At 67.9% G+C, this 24,929-nt stretch carries 31 protein-coding genes and 1 other RNA gene; 17 read left to right on the top strand and 15 right to left on the bottom strand.

Annotated features, from left to right (window positions below; genetic code table 11):
* The first annotated feature begins 205 nt into the window (after positions 1–205).
* Positions 206–1,123: a hypothetical protein gene (locus AC3DET_RS13625; RefSeq protein WP_488391973.1), complete on the top strand. Its 918-nt coding sequence runs from the start codon at positions 206–208 to the stop codon at positions 1,121–1,123.
* Positions 1,124–1,439: 316 nt separating this feature from the next.
* Here the strand turns inward: AC3DET_RS13625 and AC3DET_RS13620 are convergent, their stop codons facing one another.
* From AC3DET_RS13620 to AC3DET_RS13610, 3 genes are read right to left on the bottom strand one after another with little or no spacing between them, the layout of a single operon-like run.
* Positions 1,440–1,574 carry a hypothetical protein gene (locus tag AC3DET_RS13620; protein WP_488391972.1) on the bottom strand — a complete coding sequence of 45 codons (135 nt, stop codon included), beginning with the start codon at positions 1,572–1,574 and terminating at the stop codon, positions 1,440–1,442.
* A 10-nt stretch (positions 1,575–1,584) separates the two neighbouring features.
* On the bottom strand, positions 1,585–2,907 hold the full coding sequence (locus tag AC3DET_RS13615) for an aminopeptidase P N-terminal domain-containing protein (RefSeq protein WP_192202137.1): 1,323 nt from the start codon (positions 2,905–2,907) through the stop codon (positions 1,585–1,587).
* On the bottom strand, positions 2,907–3,449 hold the full coding sequence (locus AC3DET_RS13610; protein ID WP_488391971.1) for a UPF0149 family protein: 543 nt from the start codon (positions 3,447–3,449) through the stop codon (positions 2,907–2,909). Before AC3DET_RS13610 ends, AC3DET_RS13615 begins: the two co-directional genes overlap by 1 nt.
* A 137-nt stretch (positions 3,450–3,586) precedes the next feature.
* On the opposite strand from AC3DET_RS13610, the gene AC3DET_RS13605 reads away from it, so the two are divergent.
* From AC3DET_RS13605 to rpiA, 7 genes are all read left to right on the top strand, one after another.
* Positions 3,587–5,848 (top strand): putative bifunctional diguanylate cyclase/phosphodiesterase, encoded by a 2,262-nt coding sequence (locus AC3DET_RS13605; RefSeq protein ID WP_488391970.1) that lies wholly within the window; start codon positions 3,587–3,589, stop codon positions 5,846–5,848.
* 117 nt (positions 5,849–5,965) lie between these two features.
* Entirely contained in the window at positions 5,966–6,187 is a 222-nt protein-coding gene (locus AC3DET_RS13600; RefSeq protein ID WP_142125592.1) for a TIGR02449 family protein, read from the top strand.
* A complete protein-coding gene (locus AC3DET_RS13595; protein WP_142125591.1) occupies positions 6,184–6,480 on the top strand; it encodes a cell division protein ZapA in 297 nt (98 codons plus the stop codon). The genes AC3DET_RS13600 and AC3DET_RS13595 overlap by 4 nt, the downstream gene beginning before the upstream one ends.
* Before the next feature lie 84 nt (positions 6,481–6,564).
* A non-coding RNA gene (gene ssrS / locus AC3DET_RS13590) (6S RNA) lies at positions 6,565–6,751 on the top strand.
* A 178-nt stretch (positions 6,752–6,929) separates the two neighbouring features.
* A complete protein-coding gene (locus AC3DET_RS13585; protein ID WP_488391969.1) occupies positions 6,930–7,556 on the top strand; it encodes a 5-formyltetrahydrofolate cyclo-ligase in 627 nt (208 codons plus the stop codon).
* Positions 7,553–8,020: an EVE domain-containing protein gene (locus AC3DET_RS13580; RefSeq protein ID WP_488391968.1), complete on the top strand. Its 468-nt coding sequence runs from the start codon at positions 7,553–7,555 to the stop codon at positions 8,018–8,020. The genes AC3DET_RS13585 and AC3DET_RS13580 overlap by 4 nt, the downstream gene beginning before the upstream one ends.
* Positions 8,021–8,190: 170 nt before the next feature.
* Positions 8,191–8,841 (top strand): ribose-5-phosphate isomerase RpiA, encoded by a 651-nt coding sequence (gene rpiA / locus AC3DET_RS13575; protein WP_337731615.1) that lies wholly within the window; start codon positions 8,191–8,193, stop codon positions 8,839–8,841.
* A 27-nt stretch (positions 8,842–8,868) separates the two neighbouring features.
* Here the strand turns inward: rpiA and AC3DET_RS13570 are convergent, their stop codons facing one another.
* Positions 8,869–9,258, bottom strand: a complete 390-nt coding sequence (locus AC3DET_RS13570; RefSeq protein WP_192202140.1) for a transcriptional regulator — start codon at positions 9,256–9,258, stop codon at positions 8,869–8,871.
* A 159-nt stretch (positions 9,259–9,417) separates the two neighbouring features.
* Here AC3DET_RS13570 and AC3DET_RS13565 point away from each other — a divergent pair, with 159 nt between their 5' ends.
* From AC3DET_RS13565 to AC3DET_RS13555, 3 genes are all read left to right on the top strand, one after another.
* A complete protein-coding gene (locus tag AC3DET_RS13565; protein WP_488391967.1) occupies positions 9,418–9,843 on the top strand; it encodes a hypothetical protein in 426 nt (141 codons plus the stop codon).
* Between the two features lie 91 nt (positions 9,844–9,934).
* Positions 9,935–10,381 carry a DUF192 domain-containing protein gene (locus AC3DET_RS13560; protein WP_337731617.1) on the top strand — a complete coding sequence of 149 codons (447 nt, stop codon included), beginning with the start codon at positions 9,935–9,937 and terminating at the stop codon, positions 10,379–10,381.
* Between the two features lie 38 nt (positions 10,382–10,419).
* The gene (locus AC3DET_RS13555) at positions 10,420–11,268 is read left to right on the top strand and encodes a SirB1 family protein (RefSeq protein WP_192202143.1); all 849 of its coding nucleotides are present in this window, start codon (positions 10,420–10,422) and stop codon (positions 11,266–11,268) included.
* A gap of 205 nt (positions 11,269–11,473) precedes the next feature.
* Here the strand turns inward: AC3DET_RS13555 and AC3DET_RS13550 are convergent, their stop codons facing one another.
* Positions 11,474–11,665 (bottom strand): rubredoxin, encoded by a 192-nt coding sequence (locus AC3DET_RS13550; RefSeq protein WP_225591031.1) that lies wholly within the window; start codon positions 11,663–11,665, stop codon positions 11,474–11,476.
* Between the two features lie 65 nt (positions 11,666–11,730).
* Here AC3DET_RS13550 and thiE point away from each other — a divergent pair, with 65 nt between their 5' ends.
* The 6 genes from thiE (at position 11,731) to AC3DET_RS13520 (ending at position 17,548) form a co-directional block, all read left to right on the top strand.
* The gene (gene thiE, locus AC3DET_RS13545) at positions 11,731–12,366 is read left to right on the top strand and encodes a thiamine phosphate synthase (RefSeq protein ID WP_488391966.1); all 636 of its coding nucleotides are present in this window, start codon (positions 11,731–11,733) and stop codon (positions 12,364–12,366) included.
* Between the two features lie 94 nt (positions 12,367–12,460).
* Positions 12,461–13,753 (top strand): glutamate-1-semialdehyde 2,1-aminomutase, encoded by a 1,293-nt coding sequence (hemL, locus tag AC3DET_RS13540; RefSeq protein ID WP_488391965.1) that lies wholly within the window; start codon positions 12,461–12,463, stop codon positions 13,751–13,753.
* A complete protein-coding gene (locus AC3DET_RS13535; RefSeq protein ID WP_337731622.1) occupies positions 13,750–14,379 on the top strand; it encodes an HAD-IA family hydrolase in 630 nt (209 codons plus the stop codon). Before hemL ends, AC3DET_RS13535 begins: the two co-directional genes overlap by 4 nt.
* Positions 14,380–14,449: 70 nt before the next feature.
* On the top strand, positions 14,450–15,574 hold the full coding sequence (locus AC3DET_RS13530; RefSeq protein ID WP_488391964.1) for a DJ-1/PfpI family protein: 1,125 nt from the start codon (positions 14,450–14,452) through the stop codon (positions 15,572–15,574).
* A gap of 4 nt (positions 15,575–15,578) precedes the next feature.
* A complete protein-coding gene (locus AC3DET_RS13525; RefSeq protein ID WP_488391963.1) occupies positions 15,579–16,268 on the top strand; it encodes a response regulator transcription factor in 690 nt (229 codons plus the stop codon).
* Positions 16,265–17,548, top strand: a complete 1,284-nt coding sequence (locus tag AC3DET_RS13520) for a sensor histidine kinase (RefSeq protein ID WP_488391962.1) — start codon at positions 16,265–16,267, stop codon at positions 17,546–17,548. The genes AC3DET_RS13525 and AC3DET_RS13520 overlap by 4 nt, the downstream gene beginning before the upstream one ends.
* Before the next feature lie 30 nt (positions 17,549–17,578).
* On the opposite strand, the gene AC3DET_RS13515 is transcribed toward AC3DET_RS13520, so the two are convergent.
* From AC3DET_RS13515 to AC3DET_RS13470, 10 genes are all read right to left on the bottom strand, one after another.
* Positions 17,579–18,805 (bottom strand): acetylornithine transaminase, encoded by a 1,227-nt coding sequence (locus AC3DET_RS13515; RefSeq protein WP_488391961.1) that lies wholly within the window; start codon positions 18,803–18,805, stop codon positions 17,579–17,581.
* A gap of 83 nt (positions 18,806–18,888) precedes the next feature.
* Positions 18,889–19,425 carry a cysteine hydrolase family protein gene (locus AC3DET_RS13510; protein WP_337731627.1) on the bottom strand — a complete coding sequence of 179 codons (537 nt, stop codon included), beginning with the start codon at positions 19,423–19,425 and terminating at the stop codon, positions 18,889–18,891.
* A 115-nt stretch (positions 19,426–19,540) separates the two neighbouring features.
* A complete protein-coding gene (locus AC3DET_RS13505) occupies positions 19,541–20,206 on the bottom strand; it encodes a hypothetical protein (RefSeq protein ID WP_488391960.1) in 666 nt (221 codons plus the stop codon).
* 106 nt (positions 20,207–20,312) lie between these two features.
* A complete protein-coding gene (locus AC3DET_RS13500) occupies positions 20,313–21,413 on the bottom strand; it encodes a hypothetical protein (protein WP_488391959.1) in 1,101 nt (366 codons plus the stop codon).
* On the bottom strand, positions 21,410–21,946 hold the full coding sequence (locus tag AC3DET_RS13495; protein WP_337731630.1) for an RNA polymerase sigma factor: 537 nt from the start codon (positions 21,944–21,946) through the stop codon (positions 21,410–21,412). The genes AC3DET_RS13500 and AC3DET_RS13495 overlap by 4 nt, the downstream gene beginning before the upstream one ends.
* A gap of 97 nt (positions 21,947–22,043) precedes the next feature.
* Entirely contained in the window at positions 22,044–22,481 is a 438-nt protein-coding gene (locus tag AC3DET_RS13490) for a VOC family protein (protein ID WP_488391958.1), read from the bottom strand.
* A gap of 7 nt (positions 22,482–22,488) precedes the next feature.
* Positions 22,489–22,893, bottom strand: coding sequence for a DoxX family protein (locus AC3DET_RS13485; protein WP_488391957.1), 405 nt, complete (start codon positions 22,891–22,893; stop codon positions 22,489–22,491).
* A 58-nt stretch (positions 22,894–22,951) separates the two neighbouring features.
* Positions 22,952–23,770, bottom strand: a complete 819-nt coding sequence (locus AC3DET_RS13480; protein WP_446538304.1) for an SDR family oxidoreductase — start codon at positions 23,768–23,770, stop codon at positions 22,952–22,954.
* The gene (locus AC3DET_RS13475) at positions 23,767–24,324 is read right to left on the bottom strand and encodes a DUF2867 domain-containing protein (protein ID WP_446538305.1); all 558 of its coding nucleotides are present in this window, start codon (positions 24,322–24,324) and stop codon (positions 23,767–23,769) included. The genes AC3DET_RS13480 and AC3DET_RS13475 overlap by 4 nt, the downstream gene beginning before the upstream one ends.
* Positions 24,321–24,917 carry a phosphotransferase gene (locus AC3DET_RS13470; RefSeq protein ID WP_255431487.1) on the bottom strand — a complete coding sequence of 199 codons (597 nt, stop codon included), beginning with the start codon at positions 24,915–24,917 and terminating at the stop codon, positions 24,321–24,323. Before AC3DET_RS13470 ends, AC3DET_RS13475 begins: the two co-directional genes overlap by 4 nt.
* Between the last annotated feature and the right edge of the window lie 12 nt (positions 24,918–24,929).

Genomic DNA, 24,929 nt, shown 5'->3' with positions numbered 1-24,929 from the left:
ACCAGCCAGATTCAATGGCACACGGGCCGGTACGGACAGGTCATGCGCAAGCTTTGGACGCGTGCACGCGTGGCGTGCTTGCTCGTGAATGAGACTCGCCGGAAGAAGAGCGACACATCCGGGCAAGGAAGGGTCGCAGTGGTACACGACCTCGACGAGCATGTAGGCTTTGAGCTGGACGGTTCAATCGATGAGAGAAGTCTGCGTGAAACGTGGATATGTTAAGTACGTGATCCTCGCCGCAGCACTGCTGGGCAGCGCAGCAGTTGTCTCCCAGCTATTGAGCAATAGCGGAAACCAGTCGCTATCGGCCAAGACACAGGCAGAGCCCACTTCTCCGAGGAGTGGTTCACTTCAAGATCGCCCTAAGGATAGGGCTCACGAATCGACTACGGTCAAAACCATCGTTGCACATCAAACCACGCAAGTGCCGACTGACTACAGCGAGATAAAGTCGTGCCATTCGTACAAGCGACTGAAGGAGTTCTATGCATCGAAGATGAGCGACCCCTCATCTCCACTCGGAAACCCAGAGCTCTTCCAAAAGTTGCCAAGGGACCAGCAGGAGTTCGCCAAGAACGTCATGCAGCGTCTGGAGAGAGACGAGAGTCGGTGTTCCCATTGGGCATCAAGTACCGACGCTACCCAAGCGTCCCTGCAGATTTATGCTGCGGCGAGACGAGCGGCGTCGAATGGAGACGTGGATGCCATGACTTGTTACGCCTTGGCGGGATGGCAGACGCCGCCGGAAGATCACAAAGAGTACGAGGAGCTTGGCCAGAATTATCGCGAGGACGTGCCCAGGCTGCTCGACAGAGCAATACATCAAGGCCATTGGCGCCCCATCATCGCTCTGGCATCGAATCTCGGTGAGCAGAGAGGATTGTCAGCAAACACGGGGCTTCGGCCTGATCAGAAGTACATGATCGCCAGGCTTGCCGAGCTGGGAGCATCAGATAGTCTCAAGGCTTCGCAGTACGCGCTCCATGCCGCTGAGCAATCACGGCACCTCAAAGGCGATGAACTGAACGTCGTAGAGATGCGCGCCAACGCTCTCTATGTTGAAAAGTTCGGGCGGTCCAGATACGAACGACAAGACATCCTGGATGGATGTGTCAACTGACAAGGTGTAGATCGCCTCGTCTTCAGAACCATAGGCCGGGGTGAGCGCAGCGAAGCCCGACACCGTCAGCCTTCTTCTGCACGGAAGGTACTCCCGGACGACATAGCCCCTCTGCGGGGTTAACCGCGCTCAGCACGCCGCCACGGTGAGACCCCGACCCAAGAAGGGGCGCACGCAAGACATCGAACTTCGACGGCGAGGCTTTTTTCCTCGACCGCAAGGCACGCTGGAACGCCGCCAAGGAAAATTTCCTCGGCCGCGCACCTCGAAGGTGGGATGACAAGGAAGTTTGCCTCGGCATCGGGATGCTTTCAGGTCAGGCGAGAAGGCAGTTCGCCTTGCGGTCGATCCATTCCGGTTCGGGCGCAAGGCTTGTCGCCTCGACGTTGAACCACCGAGGTGCGGGCGCGAGGCTCAACGGCTCGGCAGCGAGGAAAATTTCCTTGGCCACGCCGTGCCCCTCACCCCGCCATCGCCGCCTCGATCTCATCGGCGCTGCGTGCCAGCGCGTCGGTCAGCACGACGGGCTCGCCGTCGGTGACCAGCACGTCGTCCTCGGTGCGGATGCCGATGCCGCGCCACTTCGGGTCAACGGTCTCGTCATCGTGGCCGACGTACAGGCCGGGCTCGATGGTGAACACCATGCCCGGCTCCAGCAGGCGCGACTCGCCCTCGATGCGGTAGTCGCCCACGTCGTGCACGTCCAGGCCCAGCCAGTGGCCGGTCTTGTGGCGGTAGAAGCGGCGATAGGTGCCTTCGGCGAGGTTCTTTTCCAGCTTGCCTTTCAGCAGGCCCAGCCTGAGCAGGCCTTCGGTGAGGGTTTCCACGGCCGCGACGTGCCCGGCCTCGTAGGGCACGCCGACGCGCGCGCACGACAACGCGGCGCGCTGGGCGTCGCCGACCAGGTCGTGCAGCGCGCGTTGCGCGGCGGTGAAGCGGCCATTGACCGGAAAGGTGCGGGTGATGTCGGCGGCATAGCCACGGTATTCGGCGCCGGCGTCGATCAGCACCAGCTCGCCATCGCGTGCCTGTGCGGTATTGGCGCGGTAATGCAGCACGCACGCATTGCGGCCGGCGCCCACGATGCTGTTGTAGGCCGGCCAGGCGTCGTGGGCTCGGAACACGCGCTCCACGTCGGCCTGCAGTTCGTACTCGCGGATGCCGGGTTTCGCGGCGCGGTAGGCGGCCTGGTGCGCCAGCACGCTGATGTCGGCGGCGCGCTGCATCAGCTTGATTTCTTCCTTGGACTTGAACAGCCGCAGGTCGTGCAGCAGGTGGCCGAGCTCGAGGAATTCGTGCGGCGGCTGCGCACCCTGCTTGACGTGCGCGCGCACGTGGCGCACCCAGCCGATCAGTTTGAGGTCGAAATCGGCATCGCGGCCGAAGTGGTAGTAGACGCGCGAGCGCCCTTCCAGCAGGCCGGGCAGGATCTCGTCCAGGTCGTCGATGGGATAGGCATCGTCCATGCCGTAATCGCTGACCGCACCCTCCTGGCCGGCACGCGGGCCGTCCCAGCCTTCGCGTTCGGGGTCGCGTTCGCGGCAGAACAGGATGGTCTCGCCGTGCTTGCGGCCCGGCACCAGCACCAGCACGGCATCCGGCTCGGGAAACCCGCACAGGTACCAGAAGTCAGAATCCTGCCGGTACGGATAGTGCGTGTCGTGGCTACGGACGCGCTCCGGCGCCGCGGGCAGGACGAGGATGGCATCGTTGCCGGCCAGCCGCATCAACTGCCTGCGGCGGCGGGCGAACTCGGCCGCGCTGATCCCGGCCAGTGCCTTCATCAGTTCAGGCTCCGGCGATGCCGGGGCCCGAGCACGCAATCGCCATGCAGCAACAGGACGGCGACGCGGACGAACTCTTCCAGTTCGGCCAGCGCGTCTTCATCTTCATCGTCGTCGCTGCTTTCGGCCGACGCCTGGGCCAGCCGCGCGAGGTCCTGCAACGCTTCCTGTCCTTCCTCGGACAGGGGCGGCGAAGCGCCCGTCGCCAGCCCGAAGGCGCCCAGGAAACCCTGGCACCACGAGAACAGCGCTTCGGCACGCTCGTCCAGCGGACGGTCGGCGGCCGGCAACAGCAGGTCGAAGGCGAAGCTGCGGTCTTCGAGCTGCGCCACGGCGGTCTGGCGCAGCTGGTCCAGGGCACTGCCGCCGGCCGGGGCAGGCAGTTGATCGTCGGCCAGCGCACGGGCCAGCCAGGTGCCGTCGGCGGCACCGCCACCGGCCAGCCAGCCACACAGTGCGCCATGCAGTTCCGGCGCCTCCATGGCCAGTCCCAACTGGCGGGAAGCGGCGGTCACGTCGGCGATATCGGGAAGGTCGGGCATAGAAGAACGCAATCCGCCAAGGGTTTCGGACAACCTCGCAAGTGTAGCAACGAAAACCCGCGTCCCGGCTTGTTGTGCGTGTGTACGCATGCCTACACTCCAGCATCGCTCAGGCTCGGCACGGTCCGTCCACCCGCATGCACGCCCTCTCTGTCGTCGCACTCCTCGCAACGGCGTCCCCGCTGTCGTCCCGGGTGCCGGTCATGCTGCTTGCCGGCGTGGTGCTGGCGGGCGTGGTGGTGATCGGCACGCGCCGCTGGTGGCAGGCCTGGCTGGCGGCCCGGCAGTTGCCGCAGGAACCGCTGCGCAGCGAATCCCTGCGCAACCGCGACGAGCGCCTGAAGCTGGCGCTATGGGCATCCGGCGAACAGTTCTGGGACTACGACCTGGTGCAGCGCAGGCTGTACCGCATGCGCGCCGACGAGACCGCCGTGCAGACGGGCGACATCACCGTGCTCACGCGGCAGGGCGAAGTGCCGACCATCCACGAGGAAGACCTGCCCCTGGTGATGGAGCGCCTGCGCCTGCACCTGCAGGGCAAGGCGCCGATCTTCACGTCCGAGCACCGCATGGACATGCACGGCAACGGCACGTGGGTGTGGGTGCGCGCACGCGGCCGGGTGGTCGATCGCGACAACGAGGGCCAGCCGATCCGCATCGCCGGCACCGCGCGCGACATCACCGCCAGCCGGAATGCCGAATACGAGCACCGTATCGCCGGCGAGGTGATGCGCAGCATGAACGAGGCCGTCGCGGTGCTGGACTGGGCGCACCAGTTCATCACCATCAACCCGGCGTTCACCCGCATCACCGGCTACGCCGAAGAAGAGATCATCGGCCAGCCGATGACCATGCTGGACAGCGACCAGCACGAGGATGCGTTCTTCGAACGGATGAACCGCGAGCTGCGGCTCACCGGACGCTGGTCCGGCGAGATCTGGAAGGTACGCAAGGACGGCGAGGAGATCCTCTGCCGCATCGAGACCAACGTGGTGCCCGATGCCAGTGGCGAACGCCCGCTGTACGTGCAGGTGCTCACCGACATCACCGAACAGAAGCGGGCCGAGCAGGAACTGCGCTACCTGGCCAACTACGACACGCTGACCAGCCTGCCGAACCGTTCGCTGCTGTCCGAACGCCTGTCGCGCGCCATCGTGCGTGCACGCCGCGAGCACGGGCACGTCGCGGTGCTGTTCATCGACCTGGACCGGTTCAAGGACATCAACGACTCGCTGGGCCACGCCACCGGCGACCGCATCCTGCGCGCCGCCGCCGCGCGCGTGCAGCAGACGGTGGGCACCCAGCACACGGTGGCGCGCCTGAGCGGCGACGAGTTCACCGTGGTGCTGGAGGACATCAACGGCATGCCCGACGCGGAGGCCGTGGCACAGCGCATCATCCAGGCGTTCCGTGCCCCGCTGAATTTCGGCGAACGGCTGGAGCTGGCGGTGTCGCCGTCGATCGGCATCAGCCTGTATCCCGAGCACGCGCAGGTGCCGACCGAACTGCTGAAGCATGCCGACACCGCCATGTACCAGGCCAAGGCGATGGGCCGGCACACGTACGAGATGTACTCCGAGTCGATGGACGAGAAGAATCGGCACCGCGCGATCCTCGCCAGCGCACTGCGCCGCGCGATCGACCGCAACGAGTTGTCGCTGGTGTTCCAGCCACGCCTGTCGATCTCGCGCCAGCGCATCACCGGCGTGGAGGCGCTGCTGCGTTGGGACAGCAAGGAATTCGGCATGGTCTCGCCGGCACAGTTCATTCCCCTGGCCGAAGAATCCGGGATGATCCTGGAGATCGGCGCCTGGGCGTTGCGGGAAGCCTGCCTGACCCTGCGCAACTGGCATGACCAAGGCCTGGAAGAACTTTCCATGGCGGTGAACGTGTCCGCCACCCAGCTCCAGCGCGGCGACCTGCAGAAGGTGGTGGCGCGCACCCTGCAGGAGACGGGCGTTCCCGCCGGCAGGCTGGAGCTGGAACTGACCGAAAGCGTGGTGATGGCCAGCCCCGAACAGAACGCGGACACGCTGCGCGCCTGTCGCCGGCTGGGCATTTCGCTGGCGATCGATGATTTCGGCACCGGCTACTCATCGCTGGCGTACCTGAAGCGCCTGCCGCTGACGACGCTCAAGATCGACCGGGAGTTCATCAGCGACCTCACCCACGATACCGACGATGAAGCAATCACCAGCACCATCATCACGATGGGCCAGTCGCTGGCGCTGAAAGTGGTGGCCGAGGGCGTGGAAACGTGGGACCAGTACGAGTTCCTGCGCAACCACGGCTGCGACGAAGTCCAAGGCCACTGGGTCTCGCAGGCGCTGAGCCCGGACCAGTGCCTGCGCTTCATCCGCGACTACTACCCCGGCTCGGGCATGCGCGTCGCCTCCTGAATTCCCTTGCGGGAGCGACGCCGGCGGCGATCAGGGTCCCGGTATCGCGACGGGCGTCGCTCCCACGCCCCCGGCCGCCCTTGACCGCCCGCCAAGCGCATGCCTAATGTGCCCGCCATGGACAACGCCGACCTCCTCGACCAGCTCCGCGCGCTCAGCACGCGCATCCAGGACCTGGCGGACCGCTGCCATCGCCTGGCGGACGAGAACCGCAGCCTGCGCCAGCAGCAGGAACAGCTGGTCGGTGAACGCTCGCAATTGCTGGCCAAGAACGAACAGGCGCGTTCGCGGGTGGAAGCGATGATCAGCCGCCTGAAATCCCTGGAGCAGCACACGTGAGCGCCAACGAACCGGTCAGCGTCCACCTCCTGGACCGCGAGTACACCGTCGGCGTCGCGCCCGATGAACGTTCCAGCCTGATGGCGGCCGCCAAGCTGCTCGACAGCCGCATGCGCGAGGTGCGCGGCAGCAACCGCATGGCCGCGGTCGACCGCATCGCCGTGCTGGCCGCGCTGAACCTGGCACACGAATTGCAACAGTTGCGCGATGAACAACACGCACGCAACCGCGATGTCGAACGCACGCTGCAGGACCTGCACCGCAAGCTCGACGGCGTGCTGGGTACGCCGTAACAGCATGTGCATGTCGCCGACCGCGCACTGAATCGGCCGACGAACGGGCTAGGCAAAAAGTCCTCAATCGCTATACTGGCCTCGCGTCCTCTGCTGTACTCGACAGTGAGCGCAAACATTCGCCTTGTCCCTTAATTACGACCACGGGATGGTGACGGTTACCGGGAGTGCAGGTCTGCCTCGCAGCGGAAAGCCCGATGGTTGCCCAACCTTCCCACTTGAACCCCGGGTTCAAGGTCGTTTCGCGAACATCGTGCATGGCGGAGGACGTATTTTTCCCGCGGCAGCGGCATCAGCCGCGACCCGGCCGGTCCTGTTGCACCCGCCCTTGAGCGGGATGACTTCGAAACGAAGCCGACTGCACTAGGGATCCGACGCCCAGGGCCGTGACTGACGCCGCTCCCGCGGTCCCACCGGCAACGCCGGTGTGCATGCCGTAAAATTCACGCATGCCCGACTCCCCGTCTTCCGCCATGGCCGCCGAGCGCAATGCGCTGCGCCGTGAACTGCGTGCGCGCCGCCGCGCCCTGCCCGCCGCCGAGCGCATCGCCGGCGCCGACGCACTGGCCACGCGCCTGTTCGCACTCCCCTTCTTCCCCGCCACAGGTTACGTCGCCGGCTATTGGGCGATGGACGGCGAAATCGGCCTCCACAGCTGGCAGCTGCGCCTGCCGCCGGGCCTGGTCTACTGCCTGCCTGTATTGGCCGACGACGAAACACTCCGCTTCGCACCCTGGCGGCCGGGCGACGAGCTGGTGACCAACCGCTACGGCATTCCCGAACCGGATGCCGATCCACGCGCCGGCCTGGTCGCCACGGACATGGCGTTGATCGTCGTGCCACTGGTGGGGTTCGACGCCGCGGGCCACCGTCTCGGCATGGGCGGCGGGTGGTACGACCGCACGCTGGCGCCACGCCTGCAACGCCCCGCGCCGCCGTGGCTGGTCGGCGTCGGCTTCGAGGCGCAGCGCATCGGCACGGTCGGCGCGCAGGCCTGGGACGTACCGCTGGATGCCATCTGCACCGAGCGCGACACGCTGCTTCCTTCCTCCTCTTTGCCGGACGCCCCACCATGACCGCCCGCAAGCGCTACTGGCTGATGAAGTCGGAACCGGATGCCTTCTCCATCGATGACCTGGAAAAGGTCGGCACCGAGCCGTGGAACGGCGTGCGCAACTACCAGGCGCGCAATTTCATGCGCAGCATGCAGGCAGGCGATGGCGTGCTGTTCTATCACTCCAACTGCAAGGAGCCGGGCATCGTCGGCACGGCCACCGTGTCCAGTACCGCCTATCCGGACGAAACGCAGTTCGATCCGAAATCCGACTACCACGACCCCAAGAGCACGCGCGAAGATCCGCGCTGGTCGCTGGTGGACGTGACGTTCGAGCGCAAGCTCAAGCGCACCATCACGCTGGAAGAGGTCAAGCAGCATGCCGATGCGCTGGGGGAAGGCTTCGCGCTGACCCAGCGCGGCAGCCGCCTTTCCGTATCGCCGGTGACGGCCGCACAGTGGAAGTTCCTGCTGGCGCTGGAGTAGCCATGCCCCTGTAGGAGCAACGTAAGTCGCGACCGCACGCCCTGCAGACCGGGGGAGAATGACAGCACCGCGCTTCCCACGTCCCCTGCCTTCCCCTGCATCCCCACCCTCCCGGTCGCGACTTACGTCGCTCCTACAACAACCCCATCCTGTACACGAGTGTTGAACCCATGAGCGAAGCAAAGCGCCTGGCCGGCGAGAAGGCCATCGAGTTCGTCGAGGACGGCATGATCGTCGGCGTGGGCACGGGCTCCACCGTGGCCTTCTTCATCGATGCGCTGGCCGGCATCAAGGACCGCATCAAGGGCGCAGTGTCCAGTTCCGAACAGAGCACGGCGCGCCTGAAGCAGCACGGCATCGAGGTGCTGGACCTCAATCACACCGGCACGCTGTCGCTGTACGTGGACGGTGCCGATGAGTGCGACCCGCACAAGCGCCTGATCAAGGGCGGCGGCGCGGCGCTGACGCGCGAGAAGATCATCGCCGAGGCCAGCAAGCAGTTCGTCTGCATCATCGACCCCAGCAAGCAGGTGCCCGTGCTGGGCAGGTTCCCGCTACCGGTGGAAGTCATCCCGATGGCGCGCAGCCTGGTGGCGCGCGAGATCCTCGCGCTGACCGGCGGCCAGCCGGTGTGGCGCGACGGCGTGACCACCGACAACGGCAACGTGGTGCTGGACATCCACAACCTGTCGATCACCGACCCGGTCGCGATGGAACGCGAGATCAACCAGATCCCCGGCGTGGTCAGCGTGGGCCTGTTCGCCCGCCGTCCGGCAGATATCGTCATCGTCGGCGGCGAACCGCCGGTCGTGCTGCGCTAGGCGACCGGCCCAGGCGGCCGAGCGCTTTTACGCCTCGTCCGCCAGCGCTTTCACCAGTTCGCCCACGAGTTCGCGCTTCTTCGGCGGCAACCGCAGGAAGGCATCGATCACCTGGCGCTCGCGGCTACCGGCGCCGGCAGGCCACGTGGCCCGCGTTTCGGCCACGCGTGAGCGCGTGCTCGTGCCGAAGCGCAGGGTATGCGGATCCGCCCCCAGCAGGTCCGCCAGCACCTGCAGCTTGTCCTGCGCGGGAATCGCGCGGCCACCGAGCCAGCGTGACGTGGTCTGGAAAGTGACAGAGCGGCCGCGATAGCGGGTGTTGAACAGATGGAACAACACCGTCGGGCGTGGCTCGTAGCCAGCCTGCTGCATGGCGTGCGCCAGTCGCTGCGAGAATTTTTCACGCTCGTTGCCCATGCGGGGAACGTTAGCGGCGGCGAATCACACTAATTAACCAATTAAGTTAATTGACGTGAACTTATCGAGTTCATAAAGTCGGTACCGATCGCGTGGCGGCGTTCCTGCCCACGGAAGCCGGGCCACGGCGAGCCTTCCCACAGACACAAGGAGATGTCGATGCCATTGATGGAAGCCAACGGGCACGAAGCGCCCGCCGCCGATACATACGATGTGGCGATGTCCGCACCGCCCCTCATCCCGCTGGATGACGCACTGCACGTACTGCAGGCCGATCCCGGCCACAGCCTGGCGGACCCGGGCCTCGCCAGGCTGCCGCCGGCCGGGCTCGACAGGCTGTTCCTCGCGGCACGCAGGCAGGCCGAACGCAACCATGACGGCATCCTGCTGCTGCTCGACCTGCTGCAGGTCGCCCAGCGCGCGGACGGCGCCCGTCATCACCAGCTGATGCCGGGCGTCGTCCGCCAACTGCGCCATCACGTGGAAGACCAGCAGCGCTGGCACGCGCTGGCGGAGAACGCCGCCTACTATCGCGACAACCGGCTCGCGGCGGAGAGGATCGCCGCGAAGCTGCGCACGGACTGAACCCGCTGCGGCGCGCGCACCCATCACCGCAGACCGACAGGCTCCGGGCACGGCGCTACACTACGGCCCTCCTCGAACAGCGGACTTCGACATGCGCCTCCCCCAGCTGACCGTGCTCGCTTTTACCCTTCTCCTCAGCGGCTGCGCCAACGGCGGGCCATGGGTCGAAGTGGGCGGCGAGCGCTTCACGGTGGAGATCGCCGACGACGATGCCGAGCGTGCGCGCGGGTTGATGTTCCGCGATGCGATGGCCGATGGCACCGGCATGCTCTTCATCCACGACGCCGAAGAGCCGCAGGCGTACTGGATGAAGAACACCCGCATCGCATTGGACATCCTCTACTTCGACAACAGCCGCAAGCTGGTGTCGCAGCAGCGCAACGTGCCGCCCTGTTCCGGCGGCAATGCCTGCCCGTCCTACCCCAGCGCCCGGCCGGCCCGTTACGTGCTTGAACTCAATGCCGGCGAAGCGGAACGGCTGAAGCTCGAGGACGGCGCGGAACTGGGCCTCGGCGATGGCATTCCGCCCGTCCGCTGAGGCTTGATTGTCGGCGCGAACGGCCGCACTCTGTGGCCATGGGGGATCGACTGACATTGCCGGAATGGAATGCGTTGGCCAGCCAGGCGGATGAAACCGTGCCGCTGCTGGAAACCGCGCTGCTGATCGCGCGCGACGAGTACCCCGACCTGGACCCGGACCTTTACGACACGCTGGTCCAGAGCCACGCCGAACACCTGCGCCATGAGATCGACACGATCGAGCCGTGGCCGCTGAAGATGGCGGCGATCAACCGGCACCTGTTCGACGAACTGGGCTATACCGGCAACCACGACGAGTACTACGACCCGCGCAACAGCTACCTCAACCAGGTGTTCGAGCGCCGGCTGGGCAACCCGGTGTCGCTGGCGATGGTGCAGATGGAAGTGGCCCACCGGCTGGGCGTGCCCCTGGACGGTGTGTCCTTCCCCGGTCATTTCCTGGTGCGCCTGCCGGTGGACGACGGCCTGCTGGTGATGGATCCCTTCAACGGTGGCCGTCCGCTGGGCGTGGACGAACTGCGCGAACGCGCCAAGCCGCATCTGGGCGGCGATGTTCCCGACGATGCAGCGCTGCTGCACATCCTCAACCCGGCTTCACCACGCGCGATCCTGGTGCGTACGCTGCGCAACCTGCACGGTGTGTACGCCGAGCGCGAGGAGTGGGACCGCGCCGCGCGCAGCGTCGATCGCGTGCTCAAGCTGACGCCCGATCAACCGGATGCCCTGCGCGACCGCGGCCTCGCGTACCTCAAGATGGATCACCGCCATGGCGCCCAGCGCGACCTGACGCGCTATCTGCAGCTGGCGCCGGAGGCGAACGACACGTCGGCGATCCGCGAGCAACTGGTGGAGCTCAGCGCGGTGCGTTCGTCGCGGATGCATTGAGCGTCAGGAGCAGGCCACTTCCTGCGTCCCCTGCAGGAGCGACGTGAGTCGCGACCGCACAACATGAACTCCATCGTCCCGGCTTTGCGCGCGTTACCTCACGCTGTTTCGCCGTAAACAACCATCCCCTGCCGGGGTCGCATTACGGACATCCGACGCCTCCGGTCGCGACTCACGTCGCTCCTACAGGGGCGCAGGAAGCATGTCAGTCCAGCTCCACCATCTCGAAATCGTCCTTGCCCACGCCGCAATCCGGGCAGGTCCAGTCGGCCGGGATATCTTCCCAGCGCGTGCCCGGGGCGATGCCTTCTTCCGGCAGGCCATCGGCCTCGTCGTAGATGAAGCCGCAGACCACGCACATCCAGGTGCGGAAGATGGTGGCGGTGGCGTCGGTCATCGGATAATGCACGCTGGAAGGAGCGGCCATTGTCCCACCGCCGCCCGTGCACCGGAAGTTCACCCATGACAGCCCTGCCGCCGTCCGTCCGCACTGCCCGCGGGCTGTACCTGATCACGCCGGAAGAGCCGGACACCGCCCGCCTGCTGGCGCGCGTGGCGGCCGTACTCCCCTATGCCACGTGGCTGCAATACCGGCAGAAGGCTGCCGGCGCTGACCGCCGGGGCGAACAGGCCACCGCGCTGCACGCGCTGTGCGTGCAGGCCGGCGTGCCGCTGATCATCAATGACGATGTCGCCCTGGCCGAAGCGGTGGGGGCAGCGGGGGTCCACCTGGGCGAGGACGACGGCGATATCGCTACCGCGCGCGCGCGACTGGGTGAAGACGCCATCGTCGGGGCCTCCTGTTACGACGAGGCCGTGCACGCACAACGCGCGGTCGCCGCAGGCGCCAGTTACGTGGCCTTCGGCGCGTTTTTCCCCACCACCAGCAAGGTGACCACTCGCCGCGCGGCATCGGCCCTGCTGACCGGTGCCGCGGCGCTGGGCGTGCCGCGGGTGGCGATAGGTGGCATTACCCCGGACAATATGGGGCCGCTGGTCGCCTCCGGCGCCGACCTGGTTGCCGTGATCGGCGGCGTGTTCGAGGCGCCCGATCCGGCGGCGGCGGCGATCGCCTATCGACGTGGCTTCGGCATCTGACCCGTGTAGGAGGGGCTTTAGCCCCGACCGCCTTCGTTGCCGAAGCTCTCGGGGCTAAAGCCCCTCCTACAGATATCCCTTACTGGAACCCCCCATGAACCACGACCAGTCCCACGCCCTCTTCACCCGAGCCAAGGCCTTGCTGCCCGGCGGCGTCAATTCGCCGGTGCGCGCGTTCAAGTCGGTGGGCGGCGAACCGTTCTTCGTGCAGCGCGCCGATGGCGCCTGGCTGCATGACGTGGATGGCAACCGCTACATCGACTACGTGGGCTCGTGGGGCCCGATGATCGTCGGCCACAACCATCCGGTCGTGCGCGAGGCGGTGCAGGCGGCGATCCAGAGCGGCCTGTCGTTCGGCGCGCCCTGCCCGGCCGAAGTGACGATGGCCGAAACGATCACGCGGCTGGTGCCTTCGTGCGAAATGGTACGCATGGTCAATTCCGGCACCGAGGCCACGCTGTCGGCGATCCGCCTGGCGCGTGGCGCCACCGGCCGCAACCGCATCGTCAAGTTCGAAGGCTGCTACCACGGGCACGGCGATTCGTTCCTGGTGAAGGCCGGCAGCGGCATGCTCACGCTCGGCGTGCCGACCTCGCCCGGCGTGCCGGCCGGCCTGAGCGAACTGACCCTGACGCTGAGCTACAACGACTTCGAGGGCGCGACCGCGCTGTTCGAGCAGTACGGCAGCGAGATCGCCTGCCTGATCATCGAACCCGTCGTCGGCAACGCCAACTGCCTGCCGCCGCGCGAAGGCTACCTGCAGCACCTGCGCGCGCTGTGCACGCAGCATGGCGCGCTGCTGATCTTTGACGAAGTGATGACCGGCTTCCGCGTGGCACTGGGCGGCGCGCAGGCGCACTACGGCATCACGCCCGATCTGACCACGTTCGGCAAGATCATCGGCGGCGGCATGCCGGTGGGCGCCTACGGTGGTCGCCGCGACCTGATGCAGCAGATCGCGCCGGCCGGTCCCATCTACCAGGCCGGTACGCTGAGCGGGAATCCGGTGGCGATGGCCGCCGGCTTGGCCATGCTGGACCTGATCCAGGCGCCGGGCTTCCATGACGCACTGGCCGCCGCGAGCGCTATGTTGTGCGAAGGCATGGAGGCCGCCGCGCGTGCTGCCGGCGTGCCGCTCACCACGACCCGCGTCGGCGCGATGTTCGGCCTGTTCTTCACCGACCAGCAGGTGGATACCTACGCACAGGCGGTGGCCTGCGACACGGCGGCGTTCAACCGCTTCTTCCACGCCATGCTGGAGCGTGGCGTGTACCTGGCACCGTCCGCATTCGAAGCCGGCTTCATGTCCAGCGCACACACACCCGAGGTGATCGAGGCCACGCTCGCCGCCGCTCGCGACGCATTCAAGGTGGTCGCGGCCGGATGAAGCCGCGCATCCGGCAGGTGCTGTTCGATTTCGATGGCGTCCTGGCGCATTACCGGCACGAAGTCCGGATCGCACACCTGGCCGCGCATGCCGGCTGCGAACACGCGCGCGTGCGCGAGGTGCTGTTCGTGTCGGGGCTGGAAACCGAGTACGACAGCGGCAGTGTCGACACGGACACTTACCTGCAGCGGCTGGGCGAAGGGATCGGCGCTGCCATTGACGAGGACGCATGGATCGCGTCGCGGATGGCCGGCAGCACGGCCATGGACGACGTGCTGACCCGCATCGCCACGCTGCACGCGGACGTGGCGATGGGCGTGCTGACCAACAATGGCGCGATGATGATGCAGGCCATCCCGCGCATCGTCGCGCCACTGGCGGCGCGGATCGAGGGTCGGATACTCACCAGCGGCGGGTTGCAGAGGCGCAAGCCGGCCCCGGCCACCTTCACGCATGCGCTGGAACTGCTCGGCTGGGATGCCGCCAGCACGCTGTTCGTCGACGACAAGTTCACCAACGTGCAGGGCGCGCGCGAAGCCGGCCTGCACGCGGAGACCGTCACCGACGGGCGCACGCTCGGCAAGGCGCTGAAACGCTACGCCTTCGGCCCCCAGACCGGCTGGTGACCGGCCTGGTTTGAAGCTTGATTGATCCGGCGACAGGACACTGGTGCCCACCCACCGGAGAACCGTCGTCATGCGCTTCATTCCACGCACGTTCCACCTGGCCTGCACACTCCTGCTGGCCACCCTCGCCACACCGCTGCACGCGGCGGATGCGGGCAGGATCCTGATCGTCGTCAGCGGCGAAGGCCGCGACCAGGGCAAGACCCGACCGGGCTACGAGTTCGACGAGCTGTCGCAGGCGTGGCTGATCTTCAAGGCGAACGGCTTCGCCATCGAGGTCGCCAGTCCGCAAGGGGGTGCCGTGGAAGCCGACAAGTACAACCCGCAGGAGTCGTTCAATGCGGCCCTGCTCGCCGATGCGGACGCCACACGCGTGCTCGCGGACACACGGAAAACCCGGGACGTGAAGGCGAGTGACTACGCCGCCATCTACGTGGTCGGCGGCAAGGGCGCGATGTTCGACCTGCCGCGCGATGCTGCGCTGGCATCGCTGCTGGCCGATGCGTACGAACACGGCGCCGTGATCGGCGCGGTCTGCCATGGACCGGCCGCGCTCGCTGACGTCCGCCTGCGCAATGGCGCGTCGCTCGTGGATGGCAAGGCCCTGACCGGCTTCACCAACGAGGAGGAAGCCCTGTTCGGCAAGCGCTGGGCGAAGGAGTTTCCCTGGTTGCTGGAAGACAGGCTGCGCGAGCGCGGTGCACGCTGGGAGGAGGCGCCGCTGATGATGCCGAAGGTCGTCGTCGACGGCCGTCTCGTCACCGGGCAGAACCCCTACTCCACCCCTGGTGTCGCCGAGGCCATCGTGCGCGCCACGGGCCGTACGCCGGTCGCGCGCACGGCGTGGCGCGACGAACTGACGATGGCACTTGCAGCGCAGGCACGCGCAGGCGACACCCGGAGCGCCGCGACCGCCCTGGCCGCCGAGACCGCGCGCTACCACGTCGACCTGCTCGGCCTGCTCGGCTACTACCAGGCGCAGGCCGCTTCCCGCGACGACGACATCCGCCACGCGCTGCAGCTGATGCAGCTGGCGATGCCGTACATGGCGCAACCGGAGCTGAAACTCGGTGCCGCCGAAGCGCACCTGCGGCTCGGCGAACATGCGCAGGCCAGGGCACTGGTGCAGCACGTGCTGGAAGGCAAGCCCGACATGGAAGAAGCTAGGGCCCTCCTGCAACGCATCGACGGTTGAACCGATGAAGGCCTCCGCGCTCCGCGTCCTGGTGATCGAGGACAACCCGTTGCTGCGCGCGCAGCTCGATGGCCTGTTCGCAGCGGAGGGGATCCGGGCCGAGTTCGCCGGAGATGGACGGAGCGGATTGCAGATGGCCCTGGACGCGCCGCCCGACGTGGTGGTGCTGGACCTGGGACTGCCGGGGCTCGACGGCGTCCGTCTCTGCGAGCGCCTGCGGGCAGAAGCCGACCGGCATGTCCCCGTGCTGATGCTGACCGCGCGCGATGCGCTGGAGGACAAGCTGCAGGGCTTCCGGGCCGGTGCCGACGACTACCTGGTAAAGCCGTTCGCGGGCGCGGAACTGCTGGCGCGCTGCATCGCACTGTCGCAACGGCATCGTGCCGGGCAGACGCATGTGCTGCAGATCGGCTCGCTGCATATCGACCGTCGCAACGGCCGGGCGCGACGGGAAGGTCACGACCTGGACCTCCACCAGACCAGCTACCAGATCCTGCTGGCGTTGGCCGAGGCCTGGCCGCGCACGCTGACGCGCAGCGAACTGATCCAGCGCCTGTGGAATGACGCGCCACCGGAGTCCGATCCGCTGCGCACGCACCTGTATCTGCTGCGGCAGGCATTGGACAAGCCCTTCACCACCCCGATGCTGAAGACCGTGCACGGCGTGGGCTTCCGCCTGCAGGCCGACGCATGAGCCGCAACGCCCACGCGCCCCGCAGGCGCCTGCGCAACCGCCTGATGCTGGCGTTCGCCACGTTCACCGTGGTGGTCGCGGCCGTGTTCGCGCTGTACGTACTGCTGTTCGTCTACACGGTCGAAGACCACCTCTTCGAGGCGATGCTCGAACGCGAGGTGGCCGCGCAGTTGCAGCATCATCGCGACCACGGGACGTGGGCGACGCCGCGCGACGGCTTCATGTCCGTGGTCACCGACATGTCCGCGCTCCCGGACGGCATGGCCGACGTCCTGCGCCAGGAAACGCGGCGGCGGGAATTCTCCGGTGCCGCGGGCCGGCACTACCACCTCCGTCCCCTCGATCCGCCCGGCGCGGCGGGTCCGCGTGCGTGGCTGGTCGCCGAAGTGAGTTCTCTGCTGGCGGTCCGGCCGATGCGGACGCAGATCCTGCACCTCCTGTTCTGGACAGGCGTCGCAGTGGTGACCCTGGCCCTGCTGCTCGGTGGCTGGCTGGCCCATCGCATCACAGCGCCCCTGTCGCGACTGGCCCAGGCGGTGGGAGACGCCACGCCGGAGCGACTGCCGCCGAATTTCGCCGCCGCATTCCCCGACGATGAAGTGGGTTTGCTCGCGCGCCGGCTGGACGACCTGATCGCGCGCGTGCGCGCCTTCGTCGAGCGCGAACGCGAGTTCACCCGCGATGCCAGCCATGAACTGAGGACGCCGCTGACGGTGATCCGCACCGCGACCGAGCGCCTGGGCACGGAGCCGGGGCTGTCGGAGGCGGCGCACCGCAGCCTGGACCACATCGCGCAATCGTCGCGGCAACTGGAACAGACGGTGATGCTGCTGCTGTCGCTGGCGCGCGAGCAGGCAGCGCCGGGGCCCGCGAACGCCACCGCGGTGCTGCCGGTCCTGGAACGCGTCGTCGTCGAGCAATCGCCGTTGCTGGACAACAAGCAGGTGGACGTCCACGTCGATGTCGCCAGCCACCACGCGACGAACCTGCCCACCACGGTGCTGAACATCCTGCTGTCCAACCTGGTCGGCAACGCGTTCGCGCATACCCGCGAAGGTCGCATCGCCATCGCCATGGACGGCGACACGCTGTGTGTCTCCAACCCGGGCGCCGGCGTGCGCGACGTGGATTTCCAGCCCTTCATCAAGCATGACGACAGTGCAGGCTTTGGCCTGGGCCTGTCGATCGTGCAGCGACTCTGCGAACGCCACGGCATCGACCTGCGGATCGAGAGTGTGCCCGGCCGTACCGTGGCGCGCCTTACCCTGCCGGCCGCCTGATCATGCCCGCCATCGGGAGGGCTGCACCGCTCAGGCAGCGAACGCCCGCAGCGCCGCATGCAGGCGCCGGAGGCCCTCGGCCACTTCCTCGTCGGTGATGTTCAGCGCGGGCACGAAGCGCAGCACGTCGGGGCCTGCCTGCAACAGCAGCAGGCCTTGCGCCGCCGCCCGGTCCAGGACCTCGCCGGCCCGGCCGGCATGCTTCGCGCCGAGCACCGCACCCAGCATCAGGCCGCGTCCACGCAGCTGCGAGAACAGACCGAGTTCCGCATTGATCGCATCCAGCCCCTTGCGCAGCGCTGCGGCCTGTCGCGCCACGTTGTTGGCGATCTGCGGGGAGGCCAGTTTGCGCAGCGCGACGCGCGCGACGGCCGCCGCCAGGGGATTGCCGCCGAAGGTGGTGCCATGTGCGCCGAACTGCATCACCTCGGCCACTTTCGGGCCGGCCAGCATCGCGCCGACCGGAAAACCGCCGCCCAGCGCCTTGGCCAGCGTCACGATGTCGGGCACCACGCTGTCCTGCCAGTGCGCGAACAGCGTACCGGTGCGCCCCATGCCCGCCTGGATTTCGTCCAGCACCAGCAGCGCCCCATGGTGATCGCACAGCGCGCGCACGCCGGCCAGGAAGCCGGGCGCGGCCGGCATCACGCCGCCCTCGCCCTGCACCGGCTCGACCATCACCGCCGCCACATCGCCGCAGGACATGGCGATCTCCAGCTGGGTCAGGTCGTTGAAATCGACGTAGCGGAACCCGGCGGGCAGCGGCTCGTAGCCTTCCTGGTACTTCGGTTGCGCCGTCGCCGTCACGGTGGCCAGCGTGCGGCCATGGAAGCTGCCACGGAACGTCACGATCACGCGCTGGTCCGGCGCGCGGCCCTGCGCGGCGGCCCACTTGCGCACCAGCTTGATCGCCGCCTCATTGGCCTCCGCGCCGGAGTTGCACAGGAAGACCCGCTCGGCAAAGCGCGACGCGGTGACCAGTTCCTCGGCCAGGCGCAGCGGCGGCTCGCTGTAGAAGACATTGCTGGTATGCCACAGCTTGCCCGCCTGCTCGGTCAGCGCCGCGACCAGGTCGGGGTCGTTGTGGCCCAGCCCGCAGACGGCGATGCCGGCGGACAGGTCGATGAATTCGCGTCCCTCGCTGTCCCAGACGCGCGCGCCCTGGCCGCGCTCCAGGATGACGTCGCGCGGACGATACACGGGCAGGTAGTAGCGCTGGCCGTTGGCCAGCAGGTCGGCGGCGGTCGTGGCGCTCATGGCAGCGGCTCTGCAGCGGAAATGGCCGTGTATTGTCGCCGATCGCGGGGTCCGCGCCAGCGGGCGCCGCAGCATCCCGCCGCTCAGGCGGTGAAGGCGATCCCGTCGGCCGGCAGCGCCCGGATGCTCACGCCGAAACTGCGGATCGCCGGCAGCGTGGCGTTGTGGTGCGTGCGGATCTGGTCGGCCGTCGCGTGCGCCTTGTCGTGGGTGGTGTGCGCGTCGGCGGCCAGCACCACGTGGTACCCATGCGCCGCCGCGCTGCGCGTGGTGGTGTCCACGCAGAACTCCGTGGCGTAACCGCACAGCACCACACCTTCCACGCCGCAGAACGACAGCACCTCGTCCAGTCCGGTGCGCAGGAACGAATCCGGCGTGCTCTTACGGATGCGGTGGTCGCCCTCGGCCACCGACAACGCGGGATGCAGCGCCCAACCGGTGGATTGCGGCTCCAGGTCGCCTGCGCGCTCATGCTGCACGAAAACAACGGGCATGCCGGCTTCGCGGGCCTTCGCCGACAGCGCGTTGATGCGCTCGATCACGCCATCGGCATCGGCCGGCGACGGTTGCGGCTCGAACAGGCCACGCTGCACATCGATCACGACCAGGGCGAGGTTCATCGGGCACCTGCATTGAGGGAACAGGCTGCCAGCTTCCCTCATCGCGCCCGCACTGCCAAGGTGCGGGCTCGGAGGTCGTTCACTTCCTCATTATCGGCGGGGCCGCCACCGTCCCTCAGCGCGCCAGCTGCGCGATGTTGCGCGCCAGCAGCGCATCGCCCGGAAGCCCCTGGCGCGCCTCGAGCGCGAGGCGCCCGGCGTCGTCGGCCCGTTCGTCCGCGCGCGCCACCAGCGCAGCGGCGAAACGCAGCGAAGCGTCCTGCGGCCGCAATGCCACGGCCTGGGCCATCCGCACGCTGCCGTCTTCGCGTGCCAGTTGCGCGCGCAACGCGGCGACATCGATCCGGCCGGTCCGCGGCATGTCATACCGCTGCAGGCGCAGCAGGTCCTGCAGGGTTTCGCGGAAGTAGCCCGCATCGAACAGCGCGAGCGCGAGCGCCGACGCGCCGGTGGCTGCGGCGACGCGCGCTTCCAGTCGCGCGGACAGGTCGCGCAGCACAGCGCCGTCGCGACTGGCGTAGATCGCCGCGCGGCGGAGCGTTTCCATCCGCGCGATGACCGGCGTGTCGGCGGCCAGCAGGCGCTGGGTGTCGGCGACGAGGCGGTCGAGGCCATAGGCCGGCGACGGCGTGTTCCACCCCGCGCCCCAGGGCAGCGATGGCGCATCCGCGGTGTCGAACGGTTCGCACAGCAATGGCGGGCCGGCATGCGCGGGCATGGACAGGGCACTGAGGCCCAGCAGGACGGCACAGGCGCGCAGGTGCAGCGGGACGATCTTCATGACGGTTCTCCGGTGATGGGGCAACGCCGTGCGGCGTGCCGCGCGACGTTGCCGCGCATGGGAAAAGACGCCACCGGTGCGCGCCGCGTTAACCCGTGCTCGTCACTCAGCGTGGTGTTTCCCGCAGCAGCGTCCTCGCGTCGGCACGCGCCTCGAACACGTCCGGCCACTGCATCCACCAGTGCTTGATGCGCGGATACGGCAACGCGTCCCACCACGGCGACAGCGCCAGCGCGCCCTGGGCGCGGATGCCGGCGCGGGTGACGCGCGCATCCGCAGGCATCCATGACGACAGGCGATCGAAGACCGGCCCGTCGGCAAGAGCGGGGTGCGCCTGCACCAGCGACAGCAGGCTGATCGCATCCTGTGGACGGGCATGCGCCAGCAGGCGCGCAACCGCTTCCTGCGTATCGCCCTCCTGCCCCTGCGCCACGCGTGCATCAACATCGCGCAAGGCCGACAGGAAAGCCGCGCTCGCGCCCAGGTCGTAGGGCATGCCGGGCCGGCCGCCCGCTTCGAAGTCGACGCGGGCGCCCTGCGGAACCAGCACTTCGCGCCACGCGTTGTCCACCTGCACCCAGCCGCTGCGCACCGTCAGTGATCCCGCGCCCTCCTGGCCCGCCTCCAGTACGAATTCGCACCCGAGGTCGAAGACCTCGCCCGCGTGCGTATCCACGCCGAAGGAGCCCGGTGGCGCCCAGATGCGCGCCCACATGCGACCGTGCTCAAGCCGGGTGCGATGGCGGCCGCTGCGTGTTTCCACCAGCCGCAGGCGCGCGCCTTCGCCCACCACCAGCTCGCCGATGCGGGCCACGCGCACGCGCGCATGCGCGCCTCGCCCGGTTTCCAGCACGCTCCCCGGACTGAAGGACGCGTGCGCGCCTGCCGTCGCACCATCGATGCGCACCTGGCCCGCAACTTCCGCGACCTGCCATGCCTGATCCACCGGCCAACGCAGGCGGCGCTCGTAACCGCCAAGCAGGCCCACCGCCAGCATCGCCAGGGTGGCAGCCATCGCCCAGCCGATACGCGCGCGCAGCGGGCGTCGGGGGGCGGACGCGGGAACACGCGCGACCCGCACGGAAGAGACGTCACGCCAGCGGTAGAGCGACAGCTGCCGCTCCAGTCTCGCAACGTCGTCGTCGATCGCGCCACTGCGATCCCACAGGTAGTCGTCGCCGGGCGAAGCGTCGTCGGTCGGGGTCATGTCGATGCTCCTCGTATAGGCGTGGACAGCGCGGCGCGCAGCAGGGCCATGCCACGATGCAGGTTCACCCGCACGCTGCCGGGCGCCAGGCCGGTGCGTTCTGCGATCTCCTGCCCCGTCAGGCCCTCCACCAGGCGCAGCAGCAGCGTCTCGCGATAGGCTTCCGGCAAGCTGCGGATGGCCTCCATCGCGCGCCGGGCTTCCACGTGGGCTTCGACGTCGGTGCCGTCGGTGAGATCGTCCATCGCGATGCCCGTCAGCGGCACGCGCCGGCGCGCGGCGTCGAGCGCCGCATGGCGGGCGATGCTGGCGATCCACCCCGGGAACGCGGCATCCTCCCGCAGGGAAGACAGGCGCGCGAGCGCGGTCTCGAATACATCCTGCGTCAGGTCATCGGCATCGGCCGGCTGCAGGCGCGCCAGCAGGATGCCGTGCACCACCGGCGCGAAACGGCGATACAGGGCCTCCAGCGCCGCGCGCTGACCGGTCCGTGCGGCCTTCACCAGTGCCGCGAGGGTCTCCGTCGCGTCCACGCCACTCCCTGCTCGTTCTTCCTGCGTAGGACGTCGTGGGCGCCGCGGGTGTTAACAGGCAGAGGGCGCGGAAGTATCCGGCGGCCGTCCCCGGCCGTCACCAGACGCCGGTATTGCCCATCGACAGCCAAGGCTCCTGCGGTGGCAGCGCGGCTCCCTTCTGCAGCAATTCGATCGAGATCAGGTCCGGCGTGCGGACGAAGGCCATGCGGCCATCGCGCGGCGGGCGGTTGATGGTGATGCCCAGCGACTGCAGGTGTGCGCAGGTCGCATGGATGTCGTCGACCTCGAACGCGAGATGGCCGAAGTTGCGCGCACTGCCATAGTCCTCGGCGGGCGATCCGTCTTCCGGCGGCCAGTTGTAGGTCAGTTCGATCTCCGTCTCCGGGTTGGCCGGCGCGCCGAAGTAGACCAGGGTGAATCGCCCCTGGGGACTGTCCATGCGCCGGGTTTCCACCAGGCCCAGGCCTTCGGTGAGGAAGCGGCCGGTGGCCTCCAGATCGTGGACGCGGATCATCGCGTGCAGGTATTTCATGACAGCCTCATGTCGGAACGGAAGAACGGGTGCGGTGCGCCCACGCATTGGCCAGCAGGCAGGCGATGATCAGCAGGCTGTACTCGGCGCCATTGCGGCCAAGGCCCACCACGAACCAGCCCGCCGGCGCGTGCACCAGCCAGATGCCGCAGGCGTAGATCGCGCTGAACACCAGCGCGATCGGCGTGATCCATCGGCCCGCCGCGAACACCGGTGCCGCGACCAGTTCGAACACCGTCACGAACCATGCGATCCCCAGTCCGAACGGAAATCCGCGCGACTCCAGGAAAACGCCGAAGGGTGCCACGCCATCGGCCAGCACGCGCGCGATGCCGTGGACGAAAAGCAGCGTGGCCAGGGCCATGCGGATGAACGCCAGCGCCTGGCGTCCTGCGGTTTCAGATGGCGACATCGTCGTGGCTCCTCTTCATGACCGGCATCGAAGACAGGTTGCGCAACGCACCTGCCCGCTATTCCAGGAACAGGTCCGGCAGCAGCGGTTGCGACGGATCAACGGCATACGGCGCGAAATCCGCGACGCCGGCTTCGCGCAGCACATCCTCATCGATCAGGAAGTGACCGTGGAAACCACGCGCATCACGGGCCAGCACGGCATGCGCGGCGTCGGCGACGATCTGCGGCGTGCGGCAGCGCGGGATCTCCACGCCGGGAATCATGTTCAACGCATCCGTGGCGATGATGGTACGCGGCCACAGCGCGTTCACGGCGATGCCCTGCGGACCGAATTCGCCTGCCAGTCCGAGAGTCACGAAGCTCATGCCCATCTTCGCCAACGTGTAACCGGTGTGCGGCGCCCACCACTTCGGGTCCAGCGTGGGCGGCGGCGCGAGCGTCAGGATGTGCGGATTGGGGGCCTGCTTCAGGTAGGGAAGCGCGGCCTGCGCGCACAGGAAGCTGCCGCGCGCGTTGACCTGCTGCATCAGGTCGAAGCGCTTCATGGGGGTTTCCAGTGCGCCGGCCAGCCAGATGGCGCTGGCATTGTTGACCAGGATGTCGATGCCGCCGAAGGCATCCGCCGTGGCCGCCATGGCGGCTTTCACGTCGTCTTCTTCGCGGATGTCGCACTTCAGTGCGAGTCCGCGTCCCCCCGCCGCGTTCACCGCCTCGGCCGCCGTGTGGATGGTGCCCGGCAGCTTGGGGTTGGGTACCGAGGACTTGGCGGCGATGGCCACGTTGGCGCCATCGCGCGCCGCGCGCAGGGCGATGGCCAGGCCGATGCCGCGCGAGGCACCGGTGATGAAGAGGGTCTTGCCGGACAGTGGATTCATGGTGCATCCCGTGGGAAAGGGGCGGAGGCGTCGCACAGCCGACGCGCGTAGCGTTGCAGCAGGTGGGGCACGATCAACCGATGGATCGGATCCACCGGCAGCATGTAGAGCCGACCCAGCCAGTTGGGGTGTTCGACCACCGTGGCGCAGTAGAGATGCGCGGCATCGTGCTGCCGTCTGACTTGCAACGACAGCGACACCCGCAGGTGCCGGTCCTGGTCACCCAGCACGATCTCGTCCGGGGCGTGGCTGAGCACGGTGAAGATGCCGACCTTCTCGCCGACCCGCACATCGGGTGCCCGGCCTGCGGCACGGATACGCCCCAGGTCCTTCATGCCCAACCACCGCATCACGCAGTTGCGTGCCGTCATCATTCCCTCGAACCAGGCGGGCACCAGATGCGCGATGTCCTGGTACACCTGCAAGGCGGACACGGGCGCGCGCGACAGTCCGATGGCGGCGCAATGCACGAAGTAGGCATCGTCGGCCGTGGCGCGCAGCGTGCTGTCCGCAGGCACCGCACAGGAGACCGCGCGTGCTCGCCGGAAGCTCACGGCTTCGGTCCCTGCCCTTCGTTGTCTTCCCACTTCAGCAACCGCCGGGTGATGAAGCGGTAGACGGGCTTGCCGGTGCGGAACCAGAGGTCACGCAGCCAGGACGTGCGCTTGAGCACCCGCTTCTCGATGGGGGTGAGCGACGCGCCGCAATACATGCGCTTGTGCTTGAGCAGATGGCGCAGGTCCTGGCGCGCCAGCAGGCGCATCCAGCGCGAGCGCGGGTCGCCGCGGGTGGCGAGCTGGAAATCGATGATCGCCGGGCGGCCGTCTTCCAGCACCAGCCAGTTCGCCTCCTTGGCGAGATCGTTGTGGGCGATGCCCCGGCGGTGCAGGTGCTGGAGCAGGCGGCGTGCGGCGCGGAAGTAGGCCAGGTCGCCGCGTGGCGGGCGCTGGTACATCGCCGCCCCCTCCATGTAGCTGCGGTCGAGCCGGCGGCCGGTCCAGTCGAGCAGCTGGGGCACGTCGGCCATCCCCGCGACCTTGCGCAACGCCAGAGCCTCGCGCCGCGCCAGCCACCAGGCGGGCAGCCGCAGCCACAGGGGCACGTGCGCGAGATCGCGGCGCACGAACGGACCCGACGGTCCCTGCATCAGGGAGATGCG

It is taken from the genome of Pseudoxanthomonas sp. 97-1-1 (assembly GCF_057773125.1).
This window is presented reverse-complemented; position numbering and strand designations above follow the sequence as displayed.